This is a genomic window from Bergeyella cardium (genome assembly GCF_009914665.1).
Taxonomy (GTDB): Bacteria; Bacteroidota; Bacteroidia; order Flavobacteriales; family Weeksellaceae; genus Bergeyella_A; species Bergeyella_A cardium.
Window position 1 is genome coordinate 1,196,925 of record NZ_CP029149.1, and the last position, 23,076, is coordinate 1,220,000.

Sequence of the window (23,076 nt, forward strand, 5' to 3'; positions counted from 1 at the left end):
TTAAACTCATTTTTTTTGATGAAATATAGATTTTATTATCTCGTATTATGTTTCTTTTTTGCATTTAGTACTTTAAATGCTCAAGTAAAACCCTCCGACAGTTTAGATATAAGAAAAGAGTATTCCTTGCCAGACCCTACGATTTATGAGGCGTATTATGATGTCTCTCTGGGCGTCTATCTCCTCTATCCGAAGATAGGAAATGTAGTCGTGGGAGCTCCTGTGGCGATGTCTCCTAAGGAGTACGGCAGATACATTACCACCAATCAGCTTCAGGCGTATTATCGGGAGAAGTCTAATGCGGCAAACCTTGTCCATAGAAAAGATAAAACCGATGCACAGAAGAAAGGATTGCTACTCCCCTCTCTCACCATAAAGAATAAAGTATTTGAAAGTATTTTCGGTGGAAATAAAATAGAGCTCATACCTCAAGGTTTTGCTTCATTTGATGTGGGTGCGCTTTATCAGAAGATAGATAATCCGCTTATTCTTCCTCAGAATAGGAAGAATTTCAGTTTTGATATTCAGCAGAGAATACAGCTGAGTTTGCTAGCAAAAGTAGGTGAAAACCTCCAATTGAAAGCGAATTATGATACCCAAAGCGGTTTTGCCTTTGAAAATAAAATGAACCTTACTTGGCAATCAAAAGGTACTTGGCAAGACCTCCAGCAAAAGCTCCAAAAAAAAGTACAGCAAGGTAAGGAGCTCCTCAACTCCAAAACCGTAGAAGCTCCCGTAGATGGCGGTGAGGATAGAATCATTAAAAAAGTAGAATTTGGTAATGTGAATATGCCCCTTTCTACCAGCCTTATCCGTGGTTCAGAATCTCTTTTTGGTTTGAAAACGGAGTTTCAGCTCGGTAAAACTCGAGGTACGGTAGTTCTCTCCCAACAGCAGGGAGAAGCCCGAAATGTAGTGGTACAAGGGGGTGGAGCGCTTCAAACCTTTAAACTCAATGCCTACGATTATGAGGATAATCAGCACTACTTCCTCGGGCATTACTTCCTTAATCAATATGATAATGCCCTTGCACAGTATCCGCTCATTAATTCTAAAATTAATATTACCCGATTAGAAGTTTGGGTATTGGAGCAGGGCTCTGGTAACCTTTCTGAGCAGAAAAGCATACTCGGTATCCGAGACTTGGGAGAAGGTGCCGGCTACCCTCAGAATGACCAGAATAATCTTTACAACAGTGTAAATGCGCTTGGAGCCTCTATCAGAGATGTTTCTACAGCGTATAATACCATAAAAGGTCAGTCTTTCCCCAATGCTAATGGTACGAATGAAACCTATCAGGATGGTGAGCAGTTTGTCTTCAACCGAAGAGCAAGAAGGCTTAATTCTAATGAATACACCCTACAGCCTCAGCTCGGATATATTTCATTAAACCAAAGGTTGAGCGATAATCAGCTCCTCGCGGTATCCTACTCCTACACCCTTGCAGGAGATACACAAGTATATAAGGTAGGTGAATTTTCCGAAGAGAGTCCAGTAGTGATTACCAAGCTCTTAAAACCGAATAATGTGGTGAAAACCACTTCTCCTATGTGGGATTTGATGATGAAGAACATCTATGCTCTCAATGCAAACCAGATTTCTTCAGAAAACTTTATGCTCAATATCTACTACCGAAATCCTAAAACGGGAGGTAAGATTAATTATCTTCCAGTAAATGGGATGCAAGACCAAACCCTCTTGAAATTATTTAACTGGGATAGGCTTAACCAGAATAATGATACCCAAAATGACGGCAGTGGAGGCTTGGGAGATGGGCTCTTTGACTTTGTACAAGGGATTACCATCAGCCCAGATAACGGGAAACTTATCTTTACTAAAGCTCAGCCTTTTGGTAAGTATCTCCAAAATATACTCGGTTCTAATGACCCGCAGTATGTATTCTCTGAACTCTATACCCAACTGAAAACTGTGGTAGAAAACAACTCCAACCTTGCACAACGATATACCATTGAAGGTCGATACAAAGGAAGCCAAGGCAATGGTATCTCACTTGGGGCAATCAACATCCCACCAGGTTCAGTAAAAGTTACGGCAAATGGAGTTCAGCTTACAGAGGGGCAAGACTATACAGTAGATTATATGCTTGGGCAAGTGTATATCATTAATGAGCAAGTGAAAAACTCAGGACAGGCGCTCAACATCTCCCTTGAAAATCAATTGATATTTAATACCCAAAGACGAAGGTTCTTAGGGCTCAACCTTGAAAGGAAGTTCAATGAAAACTTAATGATAGGTGCTACTGTGGTTAATTATTCCGAAAGACCACTTACCCAGAAAGTCAACTTCGGGCAAGAAGCCGTAAATAATACGATGACGGGCTTTAATATGATGTACAATAATGAGCTGCCATTCCTTACCCGAATTACCAATAAACTCCCAATGGTAAAAACCGATGCACCGTCTAATCTCAACTTTAAAGCAGAAGCGGCATACCTTATACCTGGTCAAAACAGCGGTATAGATGGGCAAGCATATATAGATGACTTTGAGCAAACCTCCTCTAAAATCTCACTGAAAGACCCAGCCTTTTGGAGCCTTGCATCTAAGCCGGAGAATAATAAACTGCCTCCTTATAATATCAATTCTGGTCTTAATGACGATATTAAAAATGGATATGGCAGAGGGCTGCTCTCTTGGTATAATATAGACCCGAGATTCTATGGTATAGGAGGGAAAGCTCCTGCGGGTATCAATCCAGAATCTGTATCTAACCACGCTTCCAGAAGGGTGAAAATGTCCGAGCTCTTCAATAACAGAGATTATGTAGCGGGAGAGCAAACCTTTACCAATACTTTTGATATTACCTATTATCCTACCGAGAGAGGCCCTTATAACCTTAATACCAATCCAGAAGCTCCTTCCAGCCGATGGGCAGGGCTTATGCGGTCTATCTCTGTAAGTAACTTCGTAAGTGCGAATATAGAATATGTAGAGTTTTGGATGATGGATCCTTATGCCGATGGCAAATCTCTCGGAGCGAGTCCTAAACTGAGATTACAGCTCGGGAATGTATCCGAAGATGTTCTAAAAGACGGAAAGCTACAGTACGAAAATGGTTTGCCTACTTCTAACCAGCCTAATTCTACTTCTATGACCAATTGGGGCTCACAGCCGAATCAGTTCCCTGTGCTCTATGCCTTCTCTACCGAAGACGAGCGTAGCCAGCAGGATGTAGGTTATGATGGTCTCAATAACGAGCAGGAAGCTCAGAAGTTTGGAACGAACTTCATCAATCCTGTTACAGGGAATTTAGACCCTGCGTCTGATGACTTTGTATTTTATCTTTCAACGGCTTTCCCGCCTCCGTTTGCTAATTCCGTTATAGACAGATACCGATATTTCAGAAACCCAGAAGGCAACTCACAGGCAAACAGTTTGGAAGTGGCTACTCAGCTCCCTGATGCAGAAGATATCAACCGAGATTATAACCTCGATCAGACGGAGCTTTATAATCAGTATACCATCGACCTTGACCGAGCGAGCCTTTCCTTAAACCAAAACTTCATCGTAGATGAAAAGGAAGTAAGCGTAAGGTTTGAAAACGGGCAAACAAGTAAAAATAAATGGTATCTTTTCCGAGTTCCTGTTTCTCAATTTGATAATAATGTAGATGGCTCATCAGAAGCTATACTTAATAATGTAAGGTATGCGAGGATACTCCTCGATGGTTTTGAGGAGACTTCCACTCTTCGTTTTGGTACTTTTGATTTGGTGCGAAGCGATTGGAGAAAGTATAACAAAACCCTCGCAGTAGCAGCTAATGATGTAGAAGGAGTAGGCAACCCGAGCAATGAAAACTTCTTCGTAGGAAGTGTAAATCTCGAAGAAAATGCCAATGGAAACCCGCCTTATGTACTCCCTCCAGGTATAGAAAGGCAAGTGCTTAGTGGCAATGCCGGGGTACAAAGACAAAATGAATCTTCACTCTATCTTAAACTCAGCACACTGCCGAAGAGAGAAGCAAGAGGTGTAGTGAAGAATACTAACCTCGATATGAGGAGATATAGAAACTTAGAGCTCTTCGTACACGCAGAAGATTTGAGAAATCTAACCAATGCAGCATTAGACCCTGAGGCGAAGTTCTTCATCCGTTTCGGTAGTGATGTTACAGACAACTATTATGAATACGAGACTTCCCTTAAATATACCCCGCAGAATGCTCGCTCTCCTATGGAGATATGGCCTTCGCAGAATACCATCAATCTTGAGGTTCAGAATTTCGTAAATGCGAAGATGAAGAGAGATGCGCTCAACCAGCCTAATATAATGCAGACCCGCTATCACTATGCAGACTTTGGAGATGCCGATAAAAAGGTATTCGTAAAAGGTCGCCCAAGTTTGGGAAGCATCACGACTATTATGATTGGGGTGAGAAATACTTCTGCTACTACCGATAAAGATATGGTCGTTTGGGTAGATGAAGTAAGGCTTTCAGGTATTGAGAATAAAGGAGGCTATGCAGCAAATGCAAGCATTGACTTTAACCTTGGAGACTTTGCTATGCTCAATGCCAATGCTTCTATCTCTACCGTAGGTTTTGGAAGTATAGACCAAAAGCCCGCAGAGAGAGCCCAAACCGAGAAGCTCGCATTTGGAATTAATACAACAATAAATGCTGATAAATTCCTCCCAGAGAAGACGGGAATGAAGATTCCTGTTAATTACTCTTATTCTCAAACGATAGAAGACCCTAAATACAACCCGCTTGATAATGATGTAGAGTTTAAAAATGCACCGAATAGAGCAGAGCTTAAACAAATAGCGCGAACTTATACTCAGCAGAGAAGTATCGGTGTGGTGAATATGAGAAAGGAAAGGGTAGATTCTAAGAAGAAACCTAAGTTCTACGATGTAGAAAACCTCTCTGTAACCGCTGTGTATAATGATGATTATTCACGAGACATTTACACAAGTAGAAACTATGCTCAGTACTTAAGAGGAAGTATAGATTATAACTTCACCTTTAAACCTTGGGTGGTAAAGCCTTTCAAAAACATCGTGAGCGATACGGCTAAGGCGTATAAGTATCTGAGATGGGCAAAAGAGTTTAACTTCAATCCTGTGCCTACCAGAATCTCTTTCAGAACAGAGATAGACAGGAATTACAACGAGCTCCAATACCGAAATATAGAAGCTATCCTCAGTGGCAATCCGGGTTCAGACTTTGATGTTATCCGAAACAGAAACTTTTACTTCGGCTGGCAGTATAATTTAGGCTTCAACTTTACGAAGTCCTTGAAGATGGAAATCAATTCCGCTACCAGAACCTTAAACGACCACGCAAATGTGAATGTGATGAATACAAGTTCTATATTCAATCATCCCTTCCGAGCTGGGCGCCCCGTATTGTATAACCACAGGGTACAGCTCAATTACAAATTCCCGTTTGAGTACCTTCCGTATCTTGATTTTATGAGGGCAGAGTTTGGCTATGGTGTTCAGTACAACTGGAACTCCCGCTCATCTGCCATAAGAAACTCACCGAATGGTAACCTTGGTAATATTGCGCAGAATTCAAATAATATTACGGCTACTTCTTCCGTAGATATTCCGAAGCTCTTCAGTAAGTTTAAATACTTTGCGAAGATTAATGATGTAATGACCAAGAGACGGCAGGAGATAGACTCACTGAATAATGTCTATGAACAAGCGCTACAAAAGAAAGGGAAGAAAGCAGGCTTCAAGGCTTATAAGTTTAAGAATAAGCTCACCTCATTGCAGAGTATAGCCTATGCGCTTACTTCCTTCAAACAGCTTGATATCAATTATAATGAGACCAATGGCTCCACACTCCCAGGCTTGCTCTCTGCACCGAATTGGTACGGTTATGGGCAAACGATTGGTGGCCCTACCGTAGGTTTCCTCTTCGGTTCGCAGGCAGATGTGAGAAGGATTGCCGTACAAAATGGCTGGATTTCTGGCTCAGACTTAATGATAGACCCTTACTTGCAATCCAATACCAAGTCTCTTGATATGAACTTGCAGGTAGCTCCTATCAATGATTTGAGAATAGATATCACGGCTAATAATAAGTACAACAGAAACTATACTCAGTCGGGCTTCAACTATGTGAATACCGCTACGAATTATGTAGGGTATAGAGATGCCTTTGCTACGGAGACCATTACCCAATCTCGCTCCGCGTGGATGATTTCTACTGCATTTAAAGACCCTGATGAGGTTTATCACAGGCTTCAGGTAAATGCCAGGATACTTTCCCAGCAGCTTGGGGACCCATCTACTACCAATGCCGCAGGATTTACAGAGGGCTATAGCATCACCAATGCCTATATCCTAATCCCTGCCTTCCAAGCAGCGGTAGAGGGAGGTTCTGTAAAGACAATGAAGAGCCCTAAGAAGCTCCAAATCCCACTTCCTAACTGGAAACTCACCTACTCAGGTTTAAGGAATATACCGTTTATCAACCATCAGTTTAGCAAGTTTGATATCCTGCACGGCTATACCGCAACTTATACGGGGGGAGGCATACAGTCCAGCACCGAGTATTTCAACAACAGGTTTGATGCCTCTGCACGAGACCTTAATGGCAACAGGTACAATCCGTATTCATTCAGCCAAGTGGGCTATGTAGAGAGCTTTGCTCCGCTCATTGGTGCAGATGTAACGATGAGAAATAATATGCAGTTCAGGGCTCAGCTCAATAAAGACAGAACCTACCTGCTCGGTCTGGTAAATAATACCCTTACCGAAGACCATTCCAATGAATACATCGTAGGCTTTGGCTATATCATTAAAGATTTGAAGATGAAGCTGAACTTTAAAGGAAAATCTACCACCATTAAGAGTGATTTAAACCTAAGGGGCGACCTTTCCCTAAGAAATTCTAAGACCCTTATCAGGAATATTCTCCTTAATGATTCTCAGATTACGGGTGGGCAGACGCTACTCAGTATTAAGATTTCTGCGGACTATAATATGTCTCAAAACCTTAATCTCCGCTTCTTCTACGACCAGATGCTTACCAAGTATAAAATCTCTACGGCATTCCCACTCTCTACTATTAGGACAGGTATCTCTGCTACGCTTACTTTTGGTGGGGCAGGAGCGGGAGCGACGGGCTTCTAATTCAAAATTTTACTAAATAAGTTTGAAAAGAGAGAGAGGATGCCCTCTCTCTTGGTTTATCATAAGATTATTGTGATGCGTTTTCTACCCAAAAGAGGGTATTTTTTCATTGAAAATTTGGTAGTTATAAAAAAGTTTCTACCTTTGTCATTCACGACTGTGGAAATAAAATAAAGTAAAAAAACACTCAAAAATTTGCATAGATGAAAAATATTTATAAACACACATCTCCTTTTAAACACAAAGAAAATAACGCTATTAGCGTTTTATGCCCATTAGTTGAGTGTCATAGGCACCTGACTAATGGGCATTTTGTATTGAATATATGATAGAGCTGGTTTTAACCGAGAAGCTGAATATACTATTAAAACAAAAAAATACTAAATATTAACATTAAAATAAAATCGTATGAAGCAAAAATTATTTTTTGCAATGTTGCTAACAGGAGTATTAGCAAGTGCACAAACAGATTATCAAGGGAAAGTAGGAATAAACACAGCGGAACCAAAGGCTACTTTGGATTTAAATCCTTCTAAAGAGAATGCTGCGGTAAAACCCGATGCGAGTAATGAAGGCTTACTTATCCCAAGACTGAGCAAGGAAAGATTGGCAAAAGTAGCTTCAACCAATCTGCAAGAATCTACACTGGTTTATGTAAATGATGCAAGCTATGCAGGAAGTGAAACCACAGTGAAAAATGTAAAAAGCAAAGGTTTCTATTTTTATAATGGTACGGAATGGACAGCCGTAATAGGAGCAGGAGCATCATCTGTAAAAACTCTTTATACAGATGATGGTGAAATCTCAGCAGCCAGAACGGTAACAGTGAAAAACTCAGGAAGTCTTGTATTTAAACGAGAAGCGGGGAATAATAATGAAGCAGTAGATGTTCAGGGAATGCTGAAAGTAACATCTATTGATATGAATTCGGACAGAAGATTAAAGAGGGAGATACAACCCATCACCCAACCGAATAGTTTATCTGCGCTTCGTCCCGTGTCTTATTACTGGAATGTAGAGGGTGAGAAAAGAGGAGGAAATAAAGATTTGCAGTACGGCTTTATTGCACAGGAAATAGAGCAGGTATATCCACACTTAGTAAATACAAGCTCCGATGGTTATAAATCTGTAAACTACATACAGGTAATACCATTACTTGTAAAAGAGTTGCAAGAATCACAAGCAAAACTAAAGGACTTAGAAGGGAGATTAGAGAAACTGGAAGGGAAAGGCTCAAAGGCAAACAAAAGCAAAAAGTAGTAAGATATGAAGAAGAGATTATATATACTACTGGGCTTATTGGTCAGTGGGCTACAGTATTTAACCTTTGCCCAGTCTACACCACAGCAATCTATAACTTGTAAGTTCGGTTCTCCACAAATCACTTTAAAAGCAGGTCAATTAAAGGTAGCGACTTGGGGAGGAACATACCTTTTTGGCTGTATTCCTAATCAATTGGATCCTAGCAGTACAAATGGGCAATATGTAGCTTTAGATGAACATGCGCAGAATGTAGCCGAAGCTCCTACTGAGAATGGAAAAATAAAATATACTCCTACCCATGGAAGTGTAATTCGTTTGGAAAATCAAAATAGACCTCTTAGGAATAGAAATTTTACTCCTCTAGGTTTTCCAAATAATCCCCATTCTCATAAGGTAGGGAAGATTATCTATTACTTAAATCACTATTGGGAAGGAGTAGAAGGAAATAAATGGCATTTATTGGATAATGCAATCATATTTGAGGTGTATCCCGAAGTTCTTACATTAGATTATAACGCAGGAAGTACTACTATTAATGTTTATTCAAATGGATCTTGGACAAGTAGCGGATTGAGTATAGCGGGAGAATCATTAACTCCAAGTTCATCAAGTGTAAATGGTCATACACCCGTTACTTATAATTATCCTGAAAATAATACAGATAGAATTTCAAATAGAACCATCTATTTTAAAAGAGAAAATTTAAATTTAACAAGAACTGTAAAGGTAGTACAGAACTATAAACCAAAATATTTATACTCAAATATATTAGATGTCTATGGTAAGGAGCAGAGTGGAACTGTACCAGAGGAATATAAAGGTAAGGTAAATCCTGGTCCAGAGCGTTTTTTTGCTTGGGTAACTTCACCTACCAAATTTAGAATGAGGATTAAGTATAATGGAGGACCTATAGGAAGCTATACCCATCCTGACCCTGTACTTGGAGATTATGATTATGAATATGATGGGAAAGGGGATATAATAGCCTACGAATATCAGCTAAAAGAAAACCTTACCAATGCAGATCGAAAAATTGATTTAGAGATTTCTTTTCAAAAAGCAAATGGGGACTGGGAGCCTTGGGAAGATGTAGGCTTAAAGAACTCTAATAATACAGCCGTAACCCAATCTCACCTGCAGCACAAGGCAAGAAGAAGATGGAGTAAAAAATATATAGGGGCTACCGAAGATGCAAAGGATGTCTCTTATGTATATCAACGACCAGATTACTATAAGAGTACAATTCCTTCATCTTATTATAAAGAACAGCAAGGAACTTGGACGGAAGGGCTACTAAATAATCATACTTTGGTTACAGGATATACGGAAGCAGGTGTAGGCAGTGGCTGGAAAGTTCCCGATGAGGAAGATCTGAAAGATCTAAAAATAGCAGGGTTTATCCCGAACAGGCCGTTTCTCTATACATATGACAGTCCTACTCGTATACCAGCAGCAGATACTAAGTATAATAATTGGGCAATTAATAGTTCTAATACTGTACTCTTAGATTCAGAAGTATTTTCTAAACAAAAATATGGTTATGGTAATGCTTTTTATCTGTATGATAAAACAGGTTCTATGGTATGGTTTCCTATAAATGGAAGAATAGAATATTATCGTCAGAGCTTTTTCAATCTTACAGAATATAGTATAGATCACAAAATAAATCTATTAGGAACTCATATATCAAATAGTTCTTCTACGACGGAAACGACAGATTATTATAGATATGCAGATTATGTAACATGTTCTAGAAATGGTCAAAGTGAACCTCAGCACTATTTAAAGTATTCCGTTGATACGAGAAATTTGGGAAATAAATTTAAATTGGGTATTATTTCTACTCAAAATGGAGTAGATATAAAAGACGACCAATATATATCAAGTTATAGTCTTACCGAAAGCTATGGAGAGAGTAGAGAATGTACTGTTACTTCTTCTTGTTACCATAATGGTCCTGTTTTTGGTCCTGCGCCTCCGGCAATTCAATGTGGGAGATGGAAGGATTTTTATGATTATTATTCTTTTACTAAGAATTATCAATATACCTACCGCCTCACCCACGATTAATAGAGGTGTAAGGTATCAAAAAGAATATAGAACCCCTCGTACTTATGTACAGTGTGTTTTTATAGTTGTTAGTATTTTGTTATGTTTAGCTCCCCAATTGGGGAGCTTTTCTATAAAGGTAGGAGGGAGAAAATTGAAGTTTGTTTTTTTATATACAGATTTCCATACAGTAGGAGTAAAATTTCCAATCATTGGTGTGGTGGGACTGTTTTTCTTCATTTTTTATAGAATTAGGGTTATAAAAATAGCAGATAGCAATTGGCTTCTGGTAGCTGGCTTTTGGCAATTGGCGGTGTGCGGTTAGTTTGTGGTAAGTGCCCCTCGTGCTAACGAGTGCCGTGCTACGGCCGGCTTCTTGGGTGGAAGTTGAGGATGGTTGCGTGGAGCTCTTCGGTTTGGAGGTGGGTATAGATTTCGGTTGTGGTAATGCTAGAATGCCCTAGCATTTCTTGGATAAAACGGAGGTCGGCACCGTTTTGCAAAAGGTGGGTAGCAAAGGAATGCCGAAAGGTGTGAGGGGAGATTTTCTTTTGGATGTTGGCAAGCAGGGCATATTGTTTTATAAAGGTGAAAATCATCACTCGGGTGAGGGGTTTGCCCGTTCTTTCGCTCAGGAAGAGGTAGTCGGAGCAGTGGGGTGCTATTTTTATGCTTGCTCGTATGCCGTTGATGTAGTCTTTTATCAGTTGCAGGGTATAGTCGGCTATGGGTACGAGGCGCACCTTATTGCCTTTGCCATTTACTTTTATAAAGTTTTCTTTGAAATTGATATCGGAGATTTTGAGGCTTATCATCTCCGAAACCCTTAGCCCGCACCCGTACAAGACCTCTATGATGCAGTAGTTTCGCTTGCCGAGGTTTGTGGAGGTGTCTATGGCGCTGAGCAGCTGGTCTATTTCCTCTTGTGAGAGGCTGTCGGGCAGGTAAATCCCTTGTTTGGGGGAGTCGAGCAGGGCAGAGGGGTTGTCTTCGCGGATTTCATCTTCTATCAGGTACTTAAAGTAGGCTTTTATGGAGGATACCCAGCGGGCTTGTGAGCGTTCTGACCAGTCCTGCTTAGAGAAATGGTAGAGGCATTCCTGCAGCTGATGATAGGTGAGCGTCTCGGGGGTAGAGTCTGGGAGGTAGTGCTCGGCGTAGGCTTGCAGTTTTTTAAGGTCTCTCTCGTAGGCGAGCAGGGTGTTTTGGCTTAAATTTCTTTCAAACTTTAAGTAGTGGGCAAAATCTGTTATGCTTTCCTGCCAAGTCATTATTCGGTGTGGTCTGAAATGATTTTCCAGCCGTGATTAAATTTCTGAAAGACGAGGGAGAATATCCCTTTTAGCTCTGTCTCGGCTCTTTGTATTTCCCATTTTCCTGTTACGAAGGCGTATTTCCTGCCGAGGGGTTTTACTTTAATGTTAGAAAAACTGAGGATGCCCATTGCTTCTTTTGTCGGATAGCCTTTTTGGTAGCTGGTGAGTGTGTTTTGCCAGCCGTAGCTCACCTTTCCTGCCCCGATGAACATTAGCGAATCGCTCTTGTGGTAGCCTTGCATATAGCCCTCTATGTCGGCACTGTTCCAGGATTCCTTTTGGGCATTTAGGACTTTTAGAATCTCCTTTTCCTGCCCGAAGCAGAAAGCGGTGAGGAGGATAAGGCTAAGCAATAGTATTTTTTTCATCGGGGTAAAGTTCTTGTTTTGAAATTCTCATTACCTCTATTCCTCCTCTTTTTAGCAGATTGATGCCCTCCATATCCTTGTAATCCTCTATATAGACTACCCGCGTGATGCCCGATTGCAAGATGAGTTTGCTGCACTCCTTGCACGGCGAAAGGGTGATGTAGAGCGTAGCCTCTTTTGCGGATTGGGTGGAGCTTGCGAGTTTTAGAATAGCGTTTGCCTCTGCGTGGAGTACATACCATTGGGTGTTCCCTTCGCTGTCTTCGCAGCAGTTTTCAAAGCCAGAAGGCGTACCATTAAACCCATCGGAAATAATGGTTCTGTCTTTTACGATAAGGGCACCCACTTGCCTCCTTTCGCAGTAGGAGAGTTTTGCCCATTCTAAAGCCATTTTCAGATAGGCTAAATCAAATTTATTATGCTTCATTTTTATTTTTTTTCTACCGTCGGTTAATTAACTGCTACTTATTTTTTTATTTCTGTCGGTTAAATAACCGAAACCTGCTTTTTTATTTCGGCGACCAATTCACAACTATTAATTGCTCATTTTTTTATTTTGGCGACCAATTCACAACTATTAATTGCTCATTTTTTTATTTCGGCAACCAATTCACAACTATTAATTGCCCGCTTTTTTATTTCGGCGACCAATTCACAACTATTAATTGCTCATTTTTTTATTTCGGCAGCCAATTCACAACTATAATCTATAATAAGTGCCTCGCCGGCAACGGCGCGCTACTAAATAGTAATCGCCCCCAATGCTAGTGGGTTTTAGGGTGGCTTCCGTTTGCAGAGCTCATTATACTGGCGTCTATATCTATTCCGAGACCGAGGGCTACCTTCATCCCCAGTTCTATATTTGCACGGAAGAAGTGGCAGAGTTGTCGGTTAATGATTTCCTCTCTTCTCTCTCCACTAATGCTCTTCATACTGCTTACGATGTTTTGAATGAGGATTTCCTTTTCATCTGTACTCAGAACTTTGGAGTAAAAAGTCCCCGCTTGGGTATAGTGGTCGTTATCGGTTTCATTCCTCTCAAAATGGAAGGGATTAATGCCATTGCTGTCTCCGTAAGAAGGCTCTTGTGTAAAAGGGTTTTTATTCACTTCGATCTGGTAGGCGCTGTTGCCCAGTCGGTACCTTTGAGCATCAAAATAGGTAGTGATACGCCCTTGCAGTACCCTGTCTGGCGAGAAGCTGATGCCTTCAACTACATTGCTCGGTGAGAATGCCGACTGCTCCACGCTGGTAAAATAATCTTCAGGTATTTGGTTGAGCTCCAATACTCCCGCTTCTATTAGTGGGAACTCCTCCTGAGGCCATACTTTGGTAACATCAAATGGGTTCCATCGGAAGTCCATTGCCTGTTCATCGGTCATTACCTGTATGTAGAGCGTCCATTTAGGAAAGTTTTTGCTCTCAATAGCACGGATGAGGTCTTCTTGTGAGAAGTCCGGGTTTTGAGCTTTTATTTCTTCTGCTTCAGCATTACTGAAGTTCTTTATTCCCTGCTGAGTTTTCAGGTGAAATTTTACCCAAACCCTCTCATTATGCTGGTTAATCATAGAAAAAGTATGCCCCCCATAGCCATTCATATATCTGTAGCCATAAGGGATTCCTCGGCTGGACATCAGGATGAGAACTTGGTGCAGAGACTCTGGATTTTGAGACCAGAAATCCCACGCCAAAGCAGAGGATTTCAGATGGGTTTTAGGATTTTTTTTCTGCGAGCGAATCAGTGCAGGGAATTTTTTAGCATCCTTTATATAAAACACTGGTGAGCTACTGCCGACCAAATCCCAATTGCCCTGCTCAGTGTAAAACTTTATTGAAAATCCCCTTATATCCCTTTCTATATCGCTACTGCCCGCCTCCCCAATCGTAGGAGAAAATCGGGTGAATACTTTACAACGATTCCCCACCTTTGAGAAAATCTGAGCTTTGGTATACGGGCGAATATCTTGAGTAACGGTAAAAGTACCATAGGCTCCTGAACCTTTTGCGTAGATGATTCTCTCGGGGATAATCTCTCTTACAAAGTGCGCCATCTTCTCATTAAGAGCAAAATCCTCAATAGAATGAGCGTTTAGAGGTTCAGAAGAGGTACTTTTATTATACATACTTTCAAAAGAGTCAATTGTTTTATCTCTTTTCATTTTTTAGACTTTAATTCCCACAAATTTAATGTAAAAAAAGGGATTGAATACAAAATCTTCTATATATTTGTGAGCTACAAAACTAAATAATATGAACATCCAACAGTTAGAATACCTTATAGCAGTAGATAAGTACAAACACTTTGGAAAGGCTGCACAAGCGTGTTTCATTACTCAACCTACCCTTAGTGCGATGATTCAGAAATTCGAGGAAGAGCTTGATGTAAAAATCTTTGACCGCACTTCTCATCCTATCAGAACTACGGATATGGGTGAGCAAATTATCAATCAGGCAAAGCAGGTAATAGATTCAGTAAATGAGCTGAAAAATAAAGCCATTCAGCTCAATAATGTTTTAGCAGGGAATCTGAATCTTGGGGTAATCCCTACCGTATCATCCTTTATTGTCCCGAATGAAGTTTTTGATTTCCTCAGAAATAATGAACGGATTACCTTTAATATTAAGGAAATGACTACTGAGAATATCATCAAGTCTCTTAAAAGTGGGGAACTGGATGCTGGGATTATTGCTACTCCATACGAAGCCGCTCGGGAATTCTACGGAGATGTTCTCTTTAATGAAGAGCTGATGCTCTATTCCTCCAATGATTTGGTAAGCGACAGGTTTGTAGCTCCTGAGGAAGTAGAAGCCGATAAAGTATGGCTACTGGAGGAGGGCAATTGCCTGCGTGTACAGTTTGAAAATATTTGTCACCTGAAAGAAAACGCTCTGAAACCAAAAAATTTGGAACTTTCTCCTTCTAATATTGGTACAGTAGTTCAGATGGTGGATAAGGTTGGGGGTATTTCCATTCTTCCAGAGCTTGCTGTAGAGCAGCTATCGGATAAGCAAAGGAAAAAAGTAAGCCGTTTCCGAAAGCCATTCCCTTATCGAGAGATGAGTATTATTTATTATAAACCCACTTATAAGCAGAAGATTATTGATGAGTTTGTGAAGTTTATTAGAGAATCTGTAGGCAATAAGCTCAATTATAATAAGATGCCACAGGATTATGTGAATATAGAACCACAATAGTAAAATATATTAAAAGATAGTTTTTGCTATTAAGAATATAGTGTTTAAATTTGCCAGAAATTTCTTGGAGGAAAAATTTGGCTGATTGTAACCTCAATAAAAAATGCTAAAACAGATTTTCTCTTTTAGCATTTTTTTATAGTGTATTTCTCCTTTTTTCTTCTTGTTTAAAAATAAAAAAATGTCGTATTTATTTACATCAGAGTCCGTTTCAGAAGGGCATCCTGATAAAATTGCAGATCAGATTTCAGATGCGTTGATAGACCATTTCTTGGCTTTTGATAAGAAGTCTAGGGTCGCTTGCGAAACCCTTGTTACCACAGGTCAGGTAGTGCTTGCAGGCGAGGTAAAGTCTCAGGCTTACCTCGATGTACAGACCATTGCAAGAGAGGTCATCAACCAGATTGGTTATACCAAAGGTGAGTATATGTTTAATGGTGATTCCTGTGGGGTAATCTCTGCTATCCACGAGCAGTCCCCTGATATAAACCAAGGGGTGGACAGGCTTACAGGAGATTCTTTCGAGGAAAGAGCCAATGCACAGGGAGCGGGCGACCAAGGGATGATGTTCGGTTATGCAACCAATGAAACCGAAAACTATATGCCTTTGGCATTAGATTTAGCCCATTCTATATTGAAGGAATTATCTGAGCTTAGGAAGTCGGGCACTATTCCATACCTACGCCCAGATGCTAAGTCTCAGGTTACGATTGAGTATTCCGATGACCATAAGCCTGTGCGGATAGATTCCATCGTTGTCTCTACTCAGCACGATGATTTTGCCAGCGATGAAGCGATGCTCGCAAAAATCCGAAAAGATATTCTGGAAATTCTCATTCCAAGAGTAAAAGAAAAGCAAAAACCAGAGATTCGAGACCTCTTTAATGAGCAGATTAAGTATCATATAAACCCTACTGGTAAGTTTGTTATCGGTGGTCCTCACGGAGATACAGGGCTTACAGGTAGGAAGATTATCGTAGATACCTATGGTGGTAAGGGGGCTCACGGTGGTGGTGCTTTCTCAGGGAAAGACCCTTCAAAAGTAGATAGAAGCGGTGCTTATGCTACTCGCCATATTGCTAAAAATTTAGTAGCTGCTGGGGTAGCAGATGAGGTTTTGGTTCAGGTTTCTTATGCTATTGGTGTAGCAGAGCCTTGCGGTTTATATATTAATACTTATGGTACTTCCAAAGTAGATTTAACCGATGGACAGATTGCAGAAAAAGTAAAGGCTTTGTTTGATTTAAGACCTTACGCCATCGAGCAAAATCTTAAATTGAGAAATCCGATCTACCAAGAGACCGCTTCCTATGGTCATATGGGTAAGGATTATTATGTAGGCAGTAAGACTTTCCACAAGAATAATGGCGAGAAAGTTACGATAGATAACCTTGAATTTTTCACTTGGGAAAAACTCGACAGGGTAGAAGATATCAAGCGAGAATTCGGTTTATAAAATGAAATACATTAGGGAGTGGTGCTTCATCATTCCCTAATTTTAGAATTACAAACACACTTATGAAAAAGATATTTGCAATTATTGCCCTCGTTTTGGGTCTTCAGGTTTCTTTTGCTCAGCTGAGTCGGTATGAGTTTGCCAGTCTTGGCTATCAGTACCAGAATCAATCTTTTGTAGAGGTGGGAGGTAAGTTGGTTTTTTTTCACGGTAATGATGATCTGCTTTACCGCATTGGTGCTTCGGCTCTTTTGGGTTCTGTCAATTCTTCTTTCCGTGCTATTCCGAAGGTAAATGCAGATATTTTATTCAATTTTGAAAAAGATGTATATATTAATCATCCTTATTATTTCATTGGCTCTGCTGAATTTACTCCTAAATACATCGCTCCGAAATTTGGTATTAGCCTTATAGGAATTATAGATCTTACCGCAGGTTATGCTTTTTCTATTGATAAGGATGGGGTTAATGGCAAGGAATTACAAGGTTTTAATCTTAATTTTTCATTAAATATTCCTCTTTATCCTTTTTTTTCTTGTCCTTCTAGACAGTGATAGATATATTTGTCTTATTTAAGAATTTTATTTTCTTAAAAAGTATTAATTGTTTATAAAATATTATTAACTTTGTCGCCTAATTAAGATTAAAATCAAAGCTTATAGGAATAAATCTCTACTCAGTATTATTTAAATTTAATGTCTATACAGATAAAGATCCATAGGTCTTTATCAAGATTTAATGCGAAAAGTATGAGTGTAAAATGTGATAAGCTATTGATTACTGAGTATCAAAATGGCAATGAAGCAGCTCTCGCTTCTCTTATCAAAAAGTATGAATCTGAGCTTTTCTCTTTTATCTATTATAAGCTAATGGATGAAGAACTTGCTAATGATATCTTTCAGGATACTTTCGTTAAGATTATCATTACCCTAAAAGAAGGTCGTTATAATGACGAGGGCAAGTTTATCGTTTGGGCGAAAAGGATTGCTCATAATCTCATTATAGACCATTACAGGTTAAAGTCTAAAAACAAAAAAATCTCCGAGACTACTTTTGAGAATGAAGAATTCTCCATCTTTGATATTATCCGTGAGCCTTCTGATAATATAGAAGACCAGCTCGTTACTGCACAGATTTTTCAGGATCTTCATAAGATGCTCCACCTCCTTCCTGCCAATCAGCAGGAGGTCGTAAAACTCCGATTTTTTGATGGGCTTAGCTTTAAAGAAATCGCTGAACATACCGAGACCAGTATCAATACCACACTTGGCAGGGTGCGCTATGCTCTTATTAATCTTCGTAAGATAATGGACGAAAAAAATATTATACTCACTAGATAATATTTTAAAATCATCGGCGTTTTTATTATTGACTAAAAAATCATAAGCCGATGGGTAAAATTTATATTTTTAAGAAAGGAAATCTGAAAGCAAAAAAGCAAACCATTAAGTTCCTTTTGGATTTCTCTAAGAGCTTAGAAACTATAACAGTAGGAACTAAAAAGTTTAGTGTTGCTAAGAACTAATTTAGATTTGTTTTTTATGTAGGCACCTTAGAAATAAGGTGCTTTTTGTTTTAGAAATCCCTATTATAGGACTGCTCTGCTGCTCTGTAGCCTATATCATAGATTTCGTTTAGCGTTTCGGGTTTTCGTTCAAACATACCGTATTTAGAGAGCTCTTTTGAGGTGATAAACCAGTCGCAATGCTTGAATTTATACCGCTCTACTCGATAAGAGAGCAGGTCATACGAGCGGGAGACTACTGATTTTATTGTTTTCAGATCGTTGAGTTCTACATCTTGTAATGGTGAGACGAATACTCCAATCATCTTATCACAATCTCCCTTGATAATATCTGCGGGGAAGTTATTCAGAATCCCTCCATCGCTATACATTTCCTGCCCCACCACATACGGAGTAGAGACTCCAGGTACCGAGCAAGAGGCGATAATCGCATCTACCACTTGGAAATCATCATTAAAAATAATCTGCTTTCCACTTACGAGCTCCGTTGCTACTATTCGCACTTCCTTTTGCAGTTCGCCAATTTTCATATCTCCAAAAATAGGTTTCAGATAAGTTCTGAATATTTTTGAGGAAATCAAGCCAGGTTGATTAAAAGCAAAATGCTTCCAATTGAAAAAGTAAATGGATTTAAAAAATTCTACAATCTCATCAGGGCTTTTCCCAATGGCATAAAGACTTCCCACGATAGACCCTGCACTGCAACAAGCGAGTATTTCGGGTGTTATTTCTTTTTCTTTTAAGAATTGAAGTACTCCCGCGTGTGCTACGCCTTTCGTTCCTCCTCCCGAGAGTACCAGACCTGTTTTTTCAGGCTTTTTTACCTTTAATTCTTTTTTTGTCATCAGTTGTTGTTTTCAGTTTGGAGGCTTTCTCAGTCTTCGCACTGTAAAAGTATCAAAATCTACTAATCTATCTGCAAGTATTTATAAAATTTAACGTTTCTTATACTCTGGCACCAATAGTGTAGGCAGTAGAATGGAGCTTTATTTAGGTAAGAGTGAGAAAAACGCACCTAACTTTTTAGAAAATTAAGCTCTGTTTTTTTAGGAAGACAGTCAGCCTCTAAAAAAACGCAGTCAGTTTTTTGAAAAACGCAGTCAGTCTTTTGAAAAACGCAGTCAGTTTTTTTACTTTCTCTATGGGCTTTGAATATCAATAACTTATAAGGGAGGAATTAAATAGCTTATAGCGGTTAGTTTATAGTAAGTGTGCCACCTGTAAAGTGCTCCCCACGCTAGTGGGTTTCAATGTTTAGGGAGAATGTATTGCTGAGTATAATTTTACCTTCGGTTTTGTTTTCTGGGGCTTCTGTAAAGCCTTTTAGCTTTGTAGTTTTTCCTTTTTCTATGAGGGTGAGGAGTTGTTTATCGGTAAGTTTCTTGCCAAAGATAATGAAGGGGATTTTAAATCCACAGTTCTTAAAATCGGAGCATCCGTAGGCAGTTTTCCCTTTTATAATTTTATGGGTTTCGCATTTTGGGCAGAGGATTTCATCTATATTTTTAGTCTTTTTAGGTTCTTTTTTAGTCTTTTCATCACTCTTTTCTTGGAAAGAGACTGCTTTCCCTTTGCTGTAAATCACTTTTTGAGTGAGGGCAGTAACCATCTCTATCAGTTCGTCTTTAAATGCACTTGCGGGGTAGTCTCCTCGTTCTATTTTTCTTAGTTTAAATTCCCATTCGCCTGTCAGTTCGGGGCTTTTGAGGAGTTCATCATCAATGGTATCTATTAAATCAATCCCCGTAGCGGTTGCGATGAGGTTTTTCTTTCGCTTCTCTATATATTTTCTCTTAAAAAGTGTTTCTATAATATTTGCTCTTGTCGATGGCCGACCGATTCCGTTATTTTTAAGCATTTCACGAAGTTCTTCATCTTCTACTTGCTTTCCTGCGGTTTCCATCGCTCTTAAAAGGCTGGCTTCGGTATAGAATTTAGGCGGCGTAGTCTTTCCTTTATGGATGTATGGCTGATGCTCGCCCTTTTCCCCAATCGTAAATTCAGGAATCTCCTGCTCTTCATCTTTTTTGGACTTCTCTTTCTTTTCGTGGGCATAGACTTCTTTCCATCCAGGCTCGAGGGTCTGCTTTCCATTTGTTTTAAAGGGAATAGAGCCCACCTTACCCTCTACCAGAGTATTGGAAATCTTACACTCGGGATAAAATACCGCGATGAATCTCCTTGCTACAAGGTCATAAATCATCTTTTCTTCTTTTGGTAATGACGAGCTGGGCGCTATTTCGGTTGGGATAATGGCGTGGTGGTCGGTAACCTTTGTATCGTCGAAGACCGCCTTTGTTTTTGGGATAGGTTGGATGAGTAGGGGGGCAGTAAGCTCTGAATAGAAGTGCATACTCCTGAGGATTCCCTCAATTTTAGGGTGCAGGCTCTCGGAGAGATAGGTGGTGTCTACCCTTGGGTAGGTGGTGTGCTTTTTCTCGTATAAAGATTGGATGTAATTCAGCGTTTGCTCGGCAGAAAAGCCATATTTCTTATTTGCTTCTACTTGTAGAGCGGTGAGGTCAAAGAGGCGTGGGTTCTTTTCTTTCCCTTCCTTTATCTCAAAATTGATGATTTCAAAAGGGTGGAGTTTTAGGTAATCAAGACCTTTCTCTGCTCTTTCCTCTGTTTTCAGTCGGTCGATATCAGCATTGAAGATAACCTCTCTATACTTGGTTTTGAGCTCCCAGTATTCCTCTGTTTTAAAGCTGTTGATTTCCTTTTGCCGCTGTACAATCATTGCGAGTGTTGGCGTTTGCACTCGCCCAATAGAGAGTACAGCTTTATTCCCGCCGAATTTCTTTGTGTATAGTCTCGTTGCATTGATACCGAGAAGCCAGTCTCCAATTGCTCTTGCATTGCCTGCCAGATAGAGATTCTGATAATCTTTCTCGGGCTTAAGGTTTTCAAACCCCTCCTTTATGGCGTCTTCCGTCAATGATGAAATCCAAAGCCGCTTTACAGGCTTGCTACATTTTGCCTTTTGGAGTACCCATCGCTGGATGAGCTCTCCTTCCTGCCCTGCATCACCACAGTTGATAACTTCTTCGCAGTCCTGCACCAGCTTTTCAATAATTTTGAACTGATTTTCCACACCCTTATTGTCAATGAGTTTAATTCCAAAGCTCTTGGGAATAATCGGCAGACTGAAAAGGTTCCAAGCTTTCAGGTCAGGAGAATAATCGTGTGGTTCTTTAAGCGTACACAGATGCCCGAAAGTCCAAGTTACCCAATACCCATTCCCTTCCATAAAACCATTTTTGGAAGTTGTAGCACCTAGAACCTTTGCTATATCTCTTGCTACACTGGGCTTTTCGGCTATGCATAGTTTCACAGTTCTTCAATTTTGAGGAAAGCAAAAATACAAAATAAACCTGCGAAAACTTTTTATTGCTTTCAGGAAGGTGTTTTTCTTATTATATATTAAGGAGTTTTTTTTATTAAAACTTAAAAAATAATCATTGTAAGGAGAATTAATTTCCTTTCTTTTAAAATTTTTCATAGTTATAATCAGTTGTTTATATGGGGATGTGGGAAAATATTTGTTGATTAGTATTAAATATGTTTATTTTTGCGGTCCCATTGAGGGGGGAGCAGGAGTGATATTTGATATAAGGCAGGTTTTATATACTACATAGGTGGTATTTGGAGGGCGATTTTTAGGGCTTTGGAAAAAAGTTTTAAAAAAGTTTTGAAAAAATTTGCTAGTAAATAAAAAAGTATTATTTTTGCACTCGCAAATCTGGAACGGGATATAGTTTTTGGGATTTGTAAGGAATAGAGATCATTGATAGAAAACAGATACAACCAAGTAAGGAAAAACTAGAGCGTACATACGAAAGTATGAGAACTTTGAGTGAGTCCAGGTTAAAAAACTTTACAATGGAGAGTTTGATCCTGGCTCAGGATGAACGCTAGCGGGAGGCCTAACACATGCAAGCCGAGCGGGAGTTGTTTATTAGCTTGCTAATGAATAATGAGAGCGGCGTACGGGTGCGTAACACGTGTGCAACCTGCCTTTATCTGGGGGATAGCCTTCCGAAAGGGAGATTAATACCGCATAATATATTTCTGGGCATCTGGGGATATTGAAAGCTTTGGCGGATAGAGATGGGCACGCGCAAGATTAGCTAGTTGGTAAGGTAACGGCTTACCAAGGCGATGATCTTTAGGGGGCCTGAGAGGGTGATCCCCCACACTGGGACTGAGACACGGCCCAGACTCCTACGGGAGGCAGCAGTGAGGAATATTGGACAATGGGTGGAAGCCTGATCCAGCCATCCCGCGTGAAGGACGACGGTTCTATGGATTGTAAACTTCTTTTATATAGGGATAAACCTACTCTCGTGAGGGTAGCTGAAGGTACTATATGAATAAGCACCGGCTAACTCCGTGCCAGCAGCCGCGGTAATACGGAGGGTGCAAGCGTTATCCGGATTTATTGGGTTTAAAGGGTCCGTAGGCGGGCTAATAAGTCAGTGGTGAAATCCTGCAGCTTAACTGTAGCACTGCCATTGATACTGTTAGTCTTGAGTATATTTGAAGTAGCTGGAATAAGTAGTGTAGCGGTGAAATGCATAGATATTACTTAGAACACCAATTGCGAAGGCAGGTTGCTAAGATAAGACTGACGCTGATGGACGAAAGCGTGGGGAGCGAACAGGATTAGATACCCTGGTAGTCCACGCTGTAAACGATGCTGACTCGTTTTTGGTTTTTAGGGATCAGAGACTAAGCGAAAGTGATAAGTCAGCCACCTGGGGAGTACGACCGCAAGGTTGAAACTCAAAGGAATTG

The 23,076-nt window shown here is 40.0% G+C and carries 14 protein-coding genes and 1 rRNA gene (1 of these 15 cut by a window edge); 9 read left to right on the forward strand and 6 right to left on the reverse strand.

Annotated features, from left to right (window positions below; all coding sequences use genetic code 11):
• The first annotated feature begins 18 nt into the window (after positions 1-18).
• The 3 genes from sov to DBX24_RS05545 all read left to right on the forward strand — a co-directional run bounded on the left by sov (position 19) and on the right by DBX24_RS05545 (position 10,440).
• Positions 19-7,107: a T9SS outer membrane translocon Sov/SprA gene (sov, locus tag DBX24_RS05535; RefSeq protein WP_160224227.1), complete on the forward strand. Its 7,089-nt coding sequence runs from the start codon at positions 19-21 to the stop codon at positions 7,105-7,107.
• Positions 7,108-7,515: 408 nt separating this feature from the next.
• Positions 7,516-8,367 carry a tail fiber domain-containing protein gene (locus tag DBX24_RS05540; protein WP_160224228.1) on the forward strand — a complete coding sequence of 284 codons (852 nt, stop codon included), beginning with the start codon at positions 7,516-7,518 and terminating at the stop codon, positions 8,365-8,367.
• A gap of 6 nt (positions 8,368-8,373) precedes the next feature.
• Positions 8,374-10,440, forward strand: coding sequence for a BACON domain-containing protein (locus tag DBX24_RS05545; RefSeq protein WP_160224229.1), 2,067 nt, complete (start codon positions 8,374-8,376; stop codon positions 10,438-10,440).
• A 341-nt stretch (positions 10,441-10,781) separates the two neighbouring features.
• On the opposite strand, the gene xerD is transcribed toward DBX24_RS05545, so the two are convergent.
• The 4 genes from xerD to DBX24_RS05565 form a co-directional block, all read right to left on the reverse strand.
• The gene (gene xerD, locus DBX24_RS05550; protein ID WP_160224230.1) at positions 10,782-11,690 is read right to left on the reverse strand and encodes a site-specific tyrosine recombinase XerD; all 909 of its coding nucleotides are present in this window, start codon (positions 11,688-11,690) and stop codon (positions 10,782-10,784) included.
• Positions 11,690-12,103 carry a YybH family protein gene (locus DBX24_RS05555; protein WP_160224231.1) on the reverse strand — a complete coding sequence of 138 codons (414 nt, stop codon included), beginning with the start codon at positions 12,101-12,103 and terminating at the stop codon, positions 11,690-11,692. The genes xerD and DBX24_RS05555 overlap by 1 nt, the downstream gene beginning before the upstream one ends.
• Positions 12,081-12,530: a deoxycytidylate deaminase gene (locus DBX24_RS05560; protein WP_160224232.1), complete on the reverse strand. Its 450-nt coding sequence runs from the start codon at positions 12,528-12,530 to the stop codon at positions 12,081-12,083. The genes DBX24_RS05555 and DBX24_RS05560 overlap by 23 nt, the downstream gene beginning before the upstream one ends.
• A 337-nt stretch (positions 12,531-12,867) precedes the next feature.
• The gene (locus tag DBX24_RS05565) at positions 12,868-14,262 is read right to left on the reverse strand and encodes a catalase (protein WP_160224233.1); all 1,395 of its coding nucleotides are present in this window, start codon (positions 14,260-14,262) and stop codon (positions 12,868-12,870) included.
• A gap of 91 nt (positions 14,263-14,353) precedes the next feature.
• Here DBX24_RS05565 and DBX24_RS05570 point away from each other — a divergent pair, with 91 nt between their 5' ends.
• The 5 genes from DBX24_RS05570 to DBX24_RS09390 all read left to right on the forward strand — a co-directional run bounded on the left by DBX24_RS05570 (position 14,354) and on the right by DBX24_RS09390 (position 18,279).
• Positions 14,354-15,298, forward strand: a complete 945-nt coding sequence (locus DBX24_RS05570; protein ID WP_120489581.1) for a hydrogen peroxide-inducible genes activator — start codon at positions 14,354-14,356, stop codon at positions 15,296-15,298.
• Positions 15,299-15,479: 181 nt separating this feature from the next.
• Positions 15,480-16,754: a methionine adenosyltransferase gene (metK, locus tag DBX24_RS05575; RefSeq protein WP_160224234.1), complete on the forward strand. Its 1,275-nt coding sequence runs from the start codon at positions 15,480-15,482 to the stop codon at positions 16,752-16,754.
• Between the two features lie 62 nt (positions 16,755-16,816).
• Positions 16,817-17,308 carry a hypothetical protein gene (locus DBX24_RS05580; RefSeq protein ID WP_120489579.1) on the forward strand — a complete coding sequence of 164 codons (492 nt, stop codon included), beginning with the start codon at positions 16,817-16,819 and terminating at the stop codon, positions 17,306-17,308.
• A gap of 195 nt (positions 17,309-17,503) precedes the next feature.
• A complete protein-coding gene (locus DBX24_RS05585; protein ID WP_120489578.1) occupies positions 17,504-18,094 on the forward strand; it encodes an RNA polymerase sigma factor in 591 nt (196 codons plus the stop codon).
• 50 nt (positions 18,095-18,144) lie between these two features.
• Positions 18,145-18,279, forward strand: coding sequence for a hypothetical protein (locus DBX24_RS09390; RefSeq protein WP_260392787.1), 135 nt, complete (start codon positions 18,145-18,147; stop codon positions 18,277-18,279).
• A gap of 50 nt (positions 18,280-18,329) precedes the next feature.
• Here the strand turns inward: DBX24_RS09390 and DBX24_RS05590 are convergent, their stop codons facing one another.
• Both DBX24_RS05590 and DBX24_RS05595 read right to left on the reverse strand, forming a co-directional pair.
• Positions 18,330-19,124: a patatin-like phospholipase family protein gene (locus DBX24_RS05590; RefSeq protein WP_160224235.1), complete on the reverse strand. Its 795-nt coding sequence runs from the start codon at positions 19,122-19,124 to the stop codon at positions 18,330-18,332.
• A 392-nt stretch (positions 19,125-19,516) separates the two neighbouring features.
• Positions 19,517-21,613 carry a type IA DNA topoisomerase gene (locus DBX24_RS05595; RefSeq protein ID WP_160224236.1) on the reverse strand — a complete coding sequence of 699 codons (2,097 nt, stop codon included), beginning with the start codon at positions 21,611-21,613 and terminating at the stop codon, positions 19,517-19,519.
• 545 nt (positions 21,614-22,158) lie between these two features.
• On the opposite strand from DBX24_RS05595, the gene DBX24_RS05600 reads away from it, so the two are divergent.
• Positions 22,159-23,076: ribosomal RNA gene (locus DBX24_RS05600) — 16S ribosomal RNA — on the forward strand; it runs 609 nt beyond the window's last position.

What these genes read in the sequence shown, in the direction of transcription:
- sov (WP_160224227.1), top strand. Translation starts at nt 19, where the DNA reads ATGAAATATAGATTTTATTATCTCGTATTATGTTTCTTTTTTGCATTT.
- DBX24_RS05540 (WP_160224228.1), top strand. Translation starts at nt 7,516, where the DNA reads ATGAAGCAAAAATTATTTTTTGCAATGTTGCTAACAGGAGTATTAGCA.
- DBX24_RS05545 (WP_160224229.1), top strand. Translation starts at nt 8,374, where the DNA reads ATGAAGAAGAGATTATATATACTACTGGGCTTATTGGTCAGTGGGCTA.
- xerD (WP_160224230.1), bottom strand. Translation starts at nt 11,690, where the DNA reads ATGACTTGGCAGGAAAGCATAACAGATTTTGCCCACTACTTAAAGTTT.
- DBX24_RS05555 (WP_160224231.1), bottom strand. Translation starts at nt 12,103, where the DNA reads ATGAAAAAAATACTATTGCTTAGCCTTATCCTCCTCACCGCTTTCTGC.
- DBX24_RS05560 (WP_160224232.1), bottom strand. Translation starts at nt 12,530, where the DNA reads ATGAAGCATAATAAATTTGATTTAGCCTATCTGAAAATGGCTTTAGAA.
- DBX24_RS05565 (WP_160224233.1), bottom strand. Translation starts at nt 14,262, where the DNA reads ATGAAAAGAGATAAAACAATTGACTCTTTTGAAAGTATGTATAATAAA.
- DBX24_RS05570 (WP_120489581.1), top strand. Translation starts at nt 14,354, where the DNA reads ATGAACATCCAACAGTTAGAATACCTTATAGCAGTAGATAAGTACAAA.
- metK (WP_160224234.1), top strand. Translation starts at nt 15,480, where the DNA reads ATGTCGTATTTATTTACATCAGAGTCCGTTTCAGAAGGGCATCCTGAT.
- DBX24_RS05580 (WP_120489579.1), top strand. Translation starts at nt 16,817, where the DNA reads ATGAAAAAGATATTTGCAATTATTGCCCTCGTTTTGGGTCTTCAGGTT.
- DBX24_RS05585 (WP_120489578.1), top strand. Translation starts at nt 17,504, where the DNA reads ATGAGTGTAAAATGTGATAAGCTATTGATTACTGAGTATCAAAATGGC.
- DBX24_RS09390 (WP_260392787.1), top strand. Translation starts at nt 18,145, where the DNA reads ATGGGTAAAATTTATATTTTTAAGAAAGGAAATCTGAAAGCAAAAAAG.
- DBX24_RS05590 (WP_160224235.1), bottom strand. Translation starts at nt 19,124, where the DNA reads ATGACAAAAAAAGAATTAAAGGTAAAAAAGCCTGAAAAAACAGGTCTG.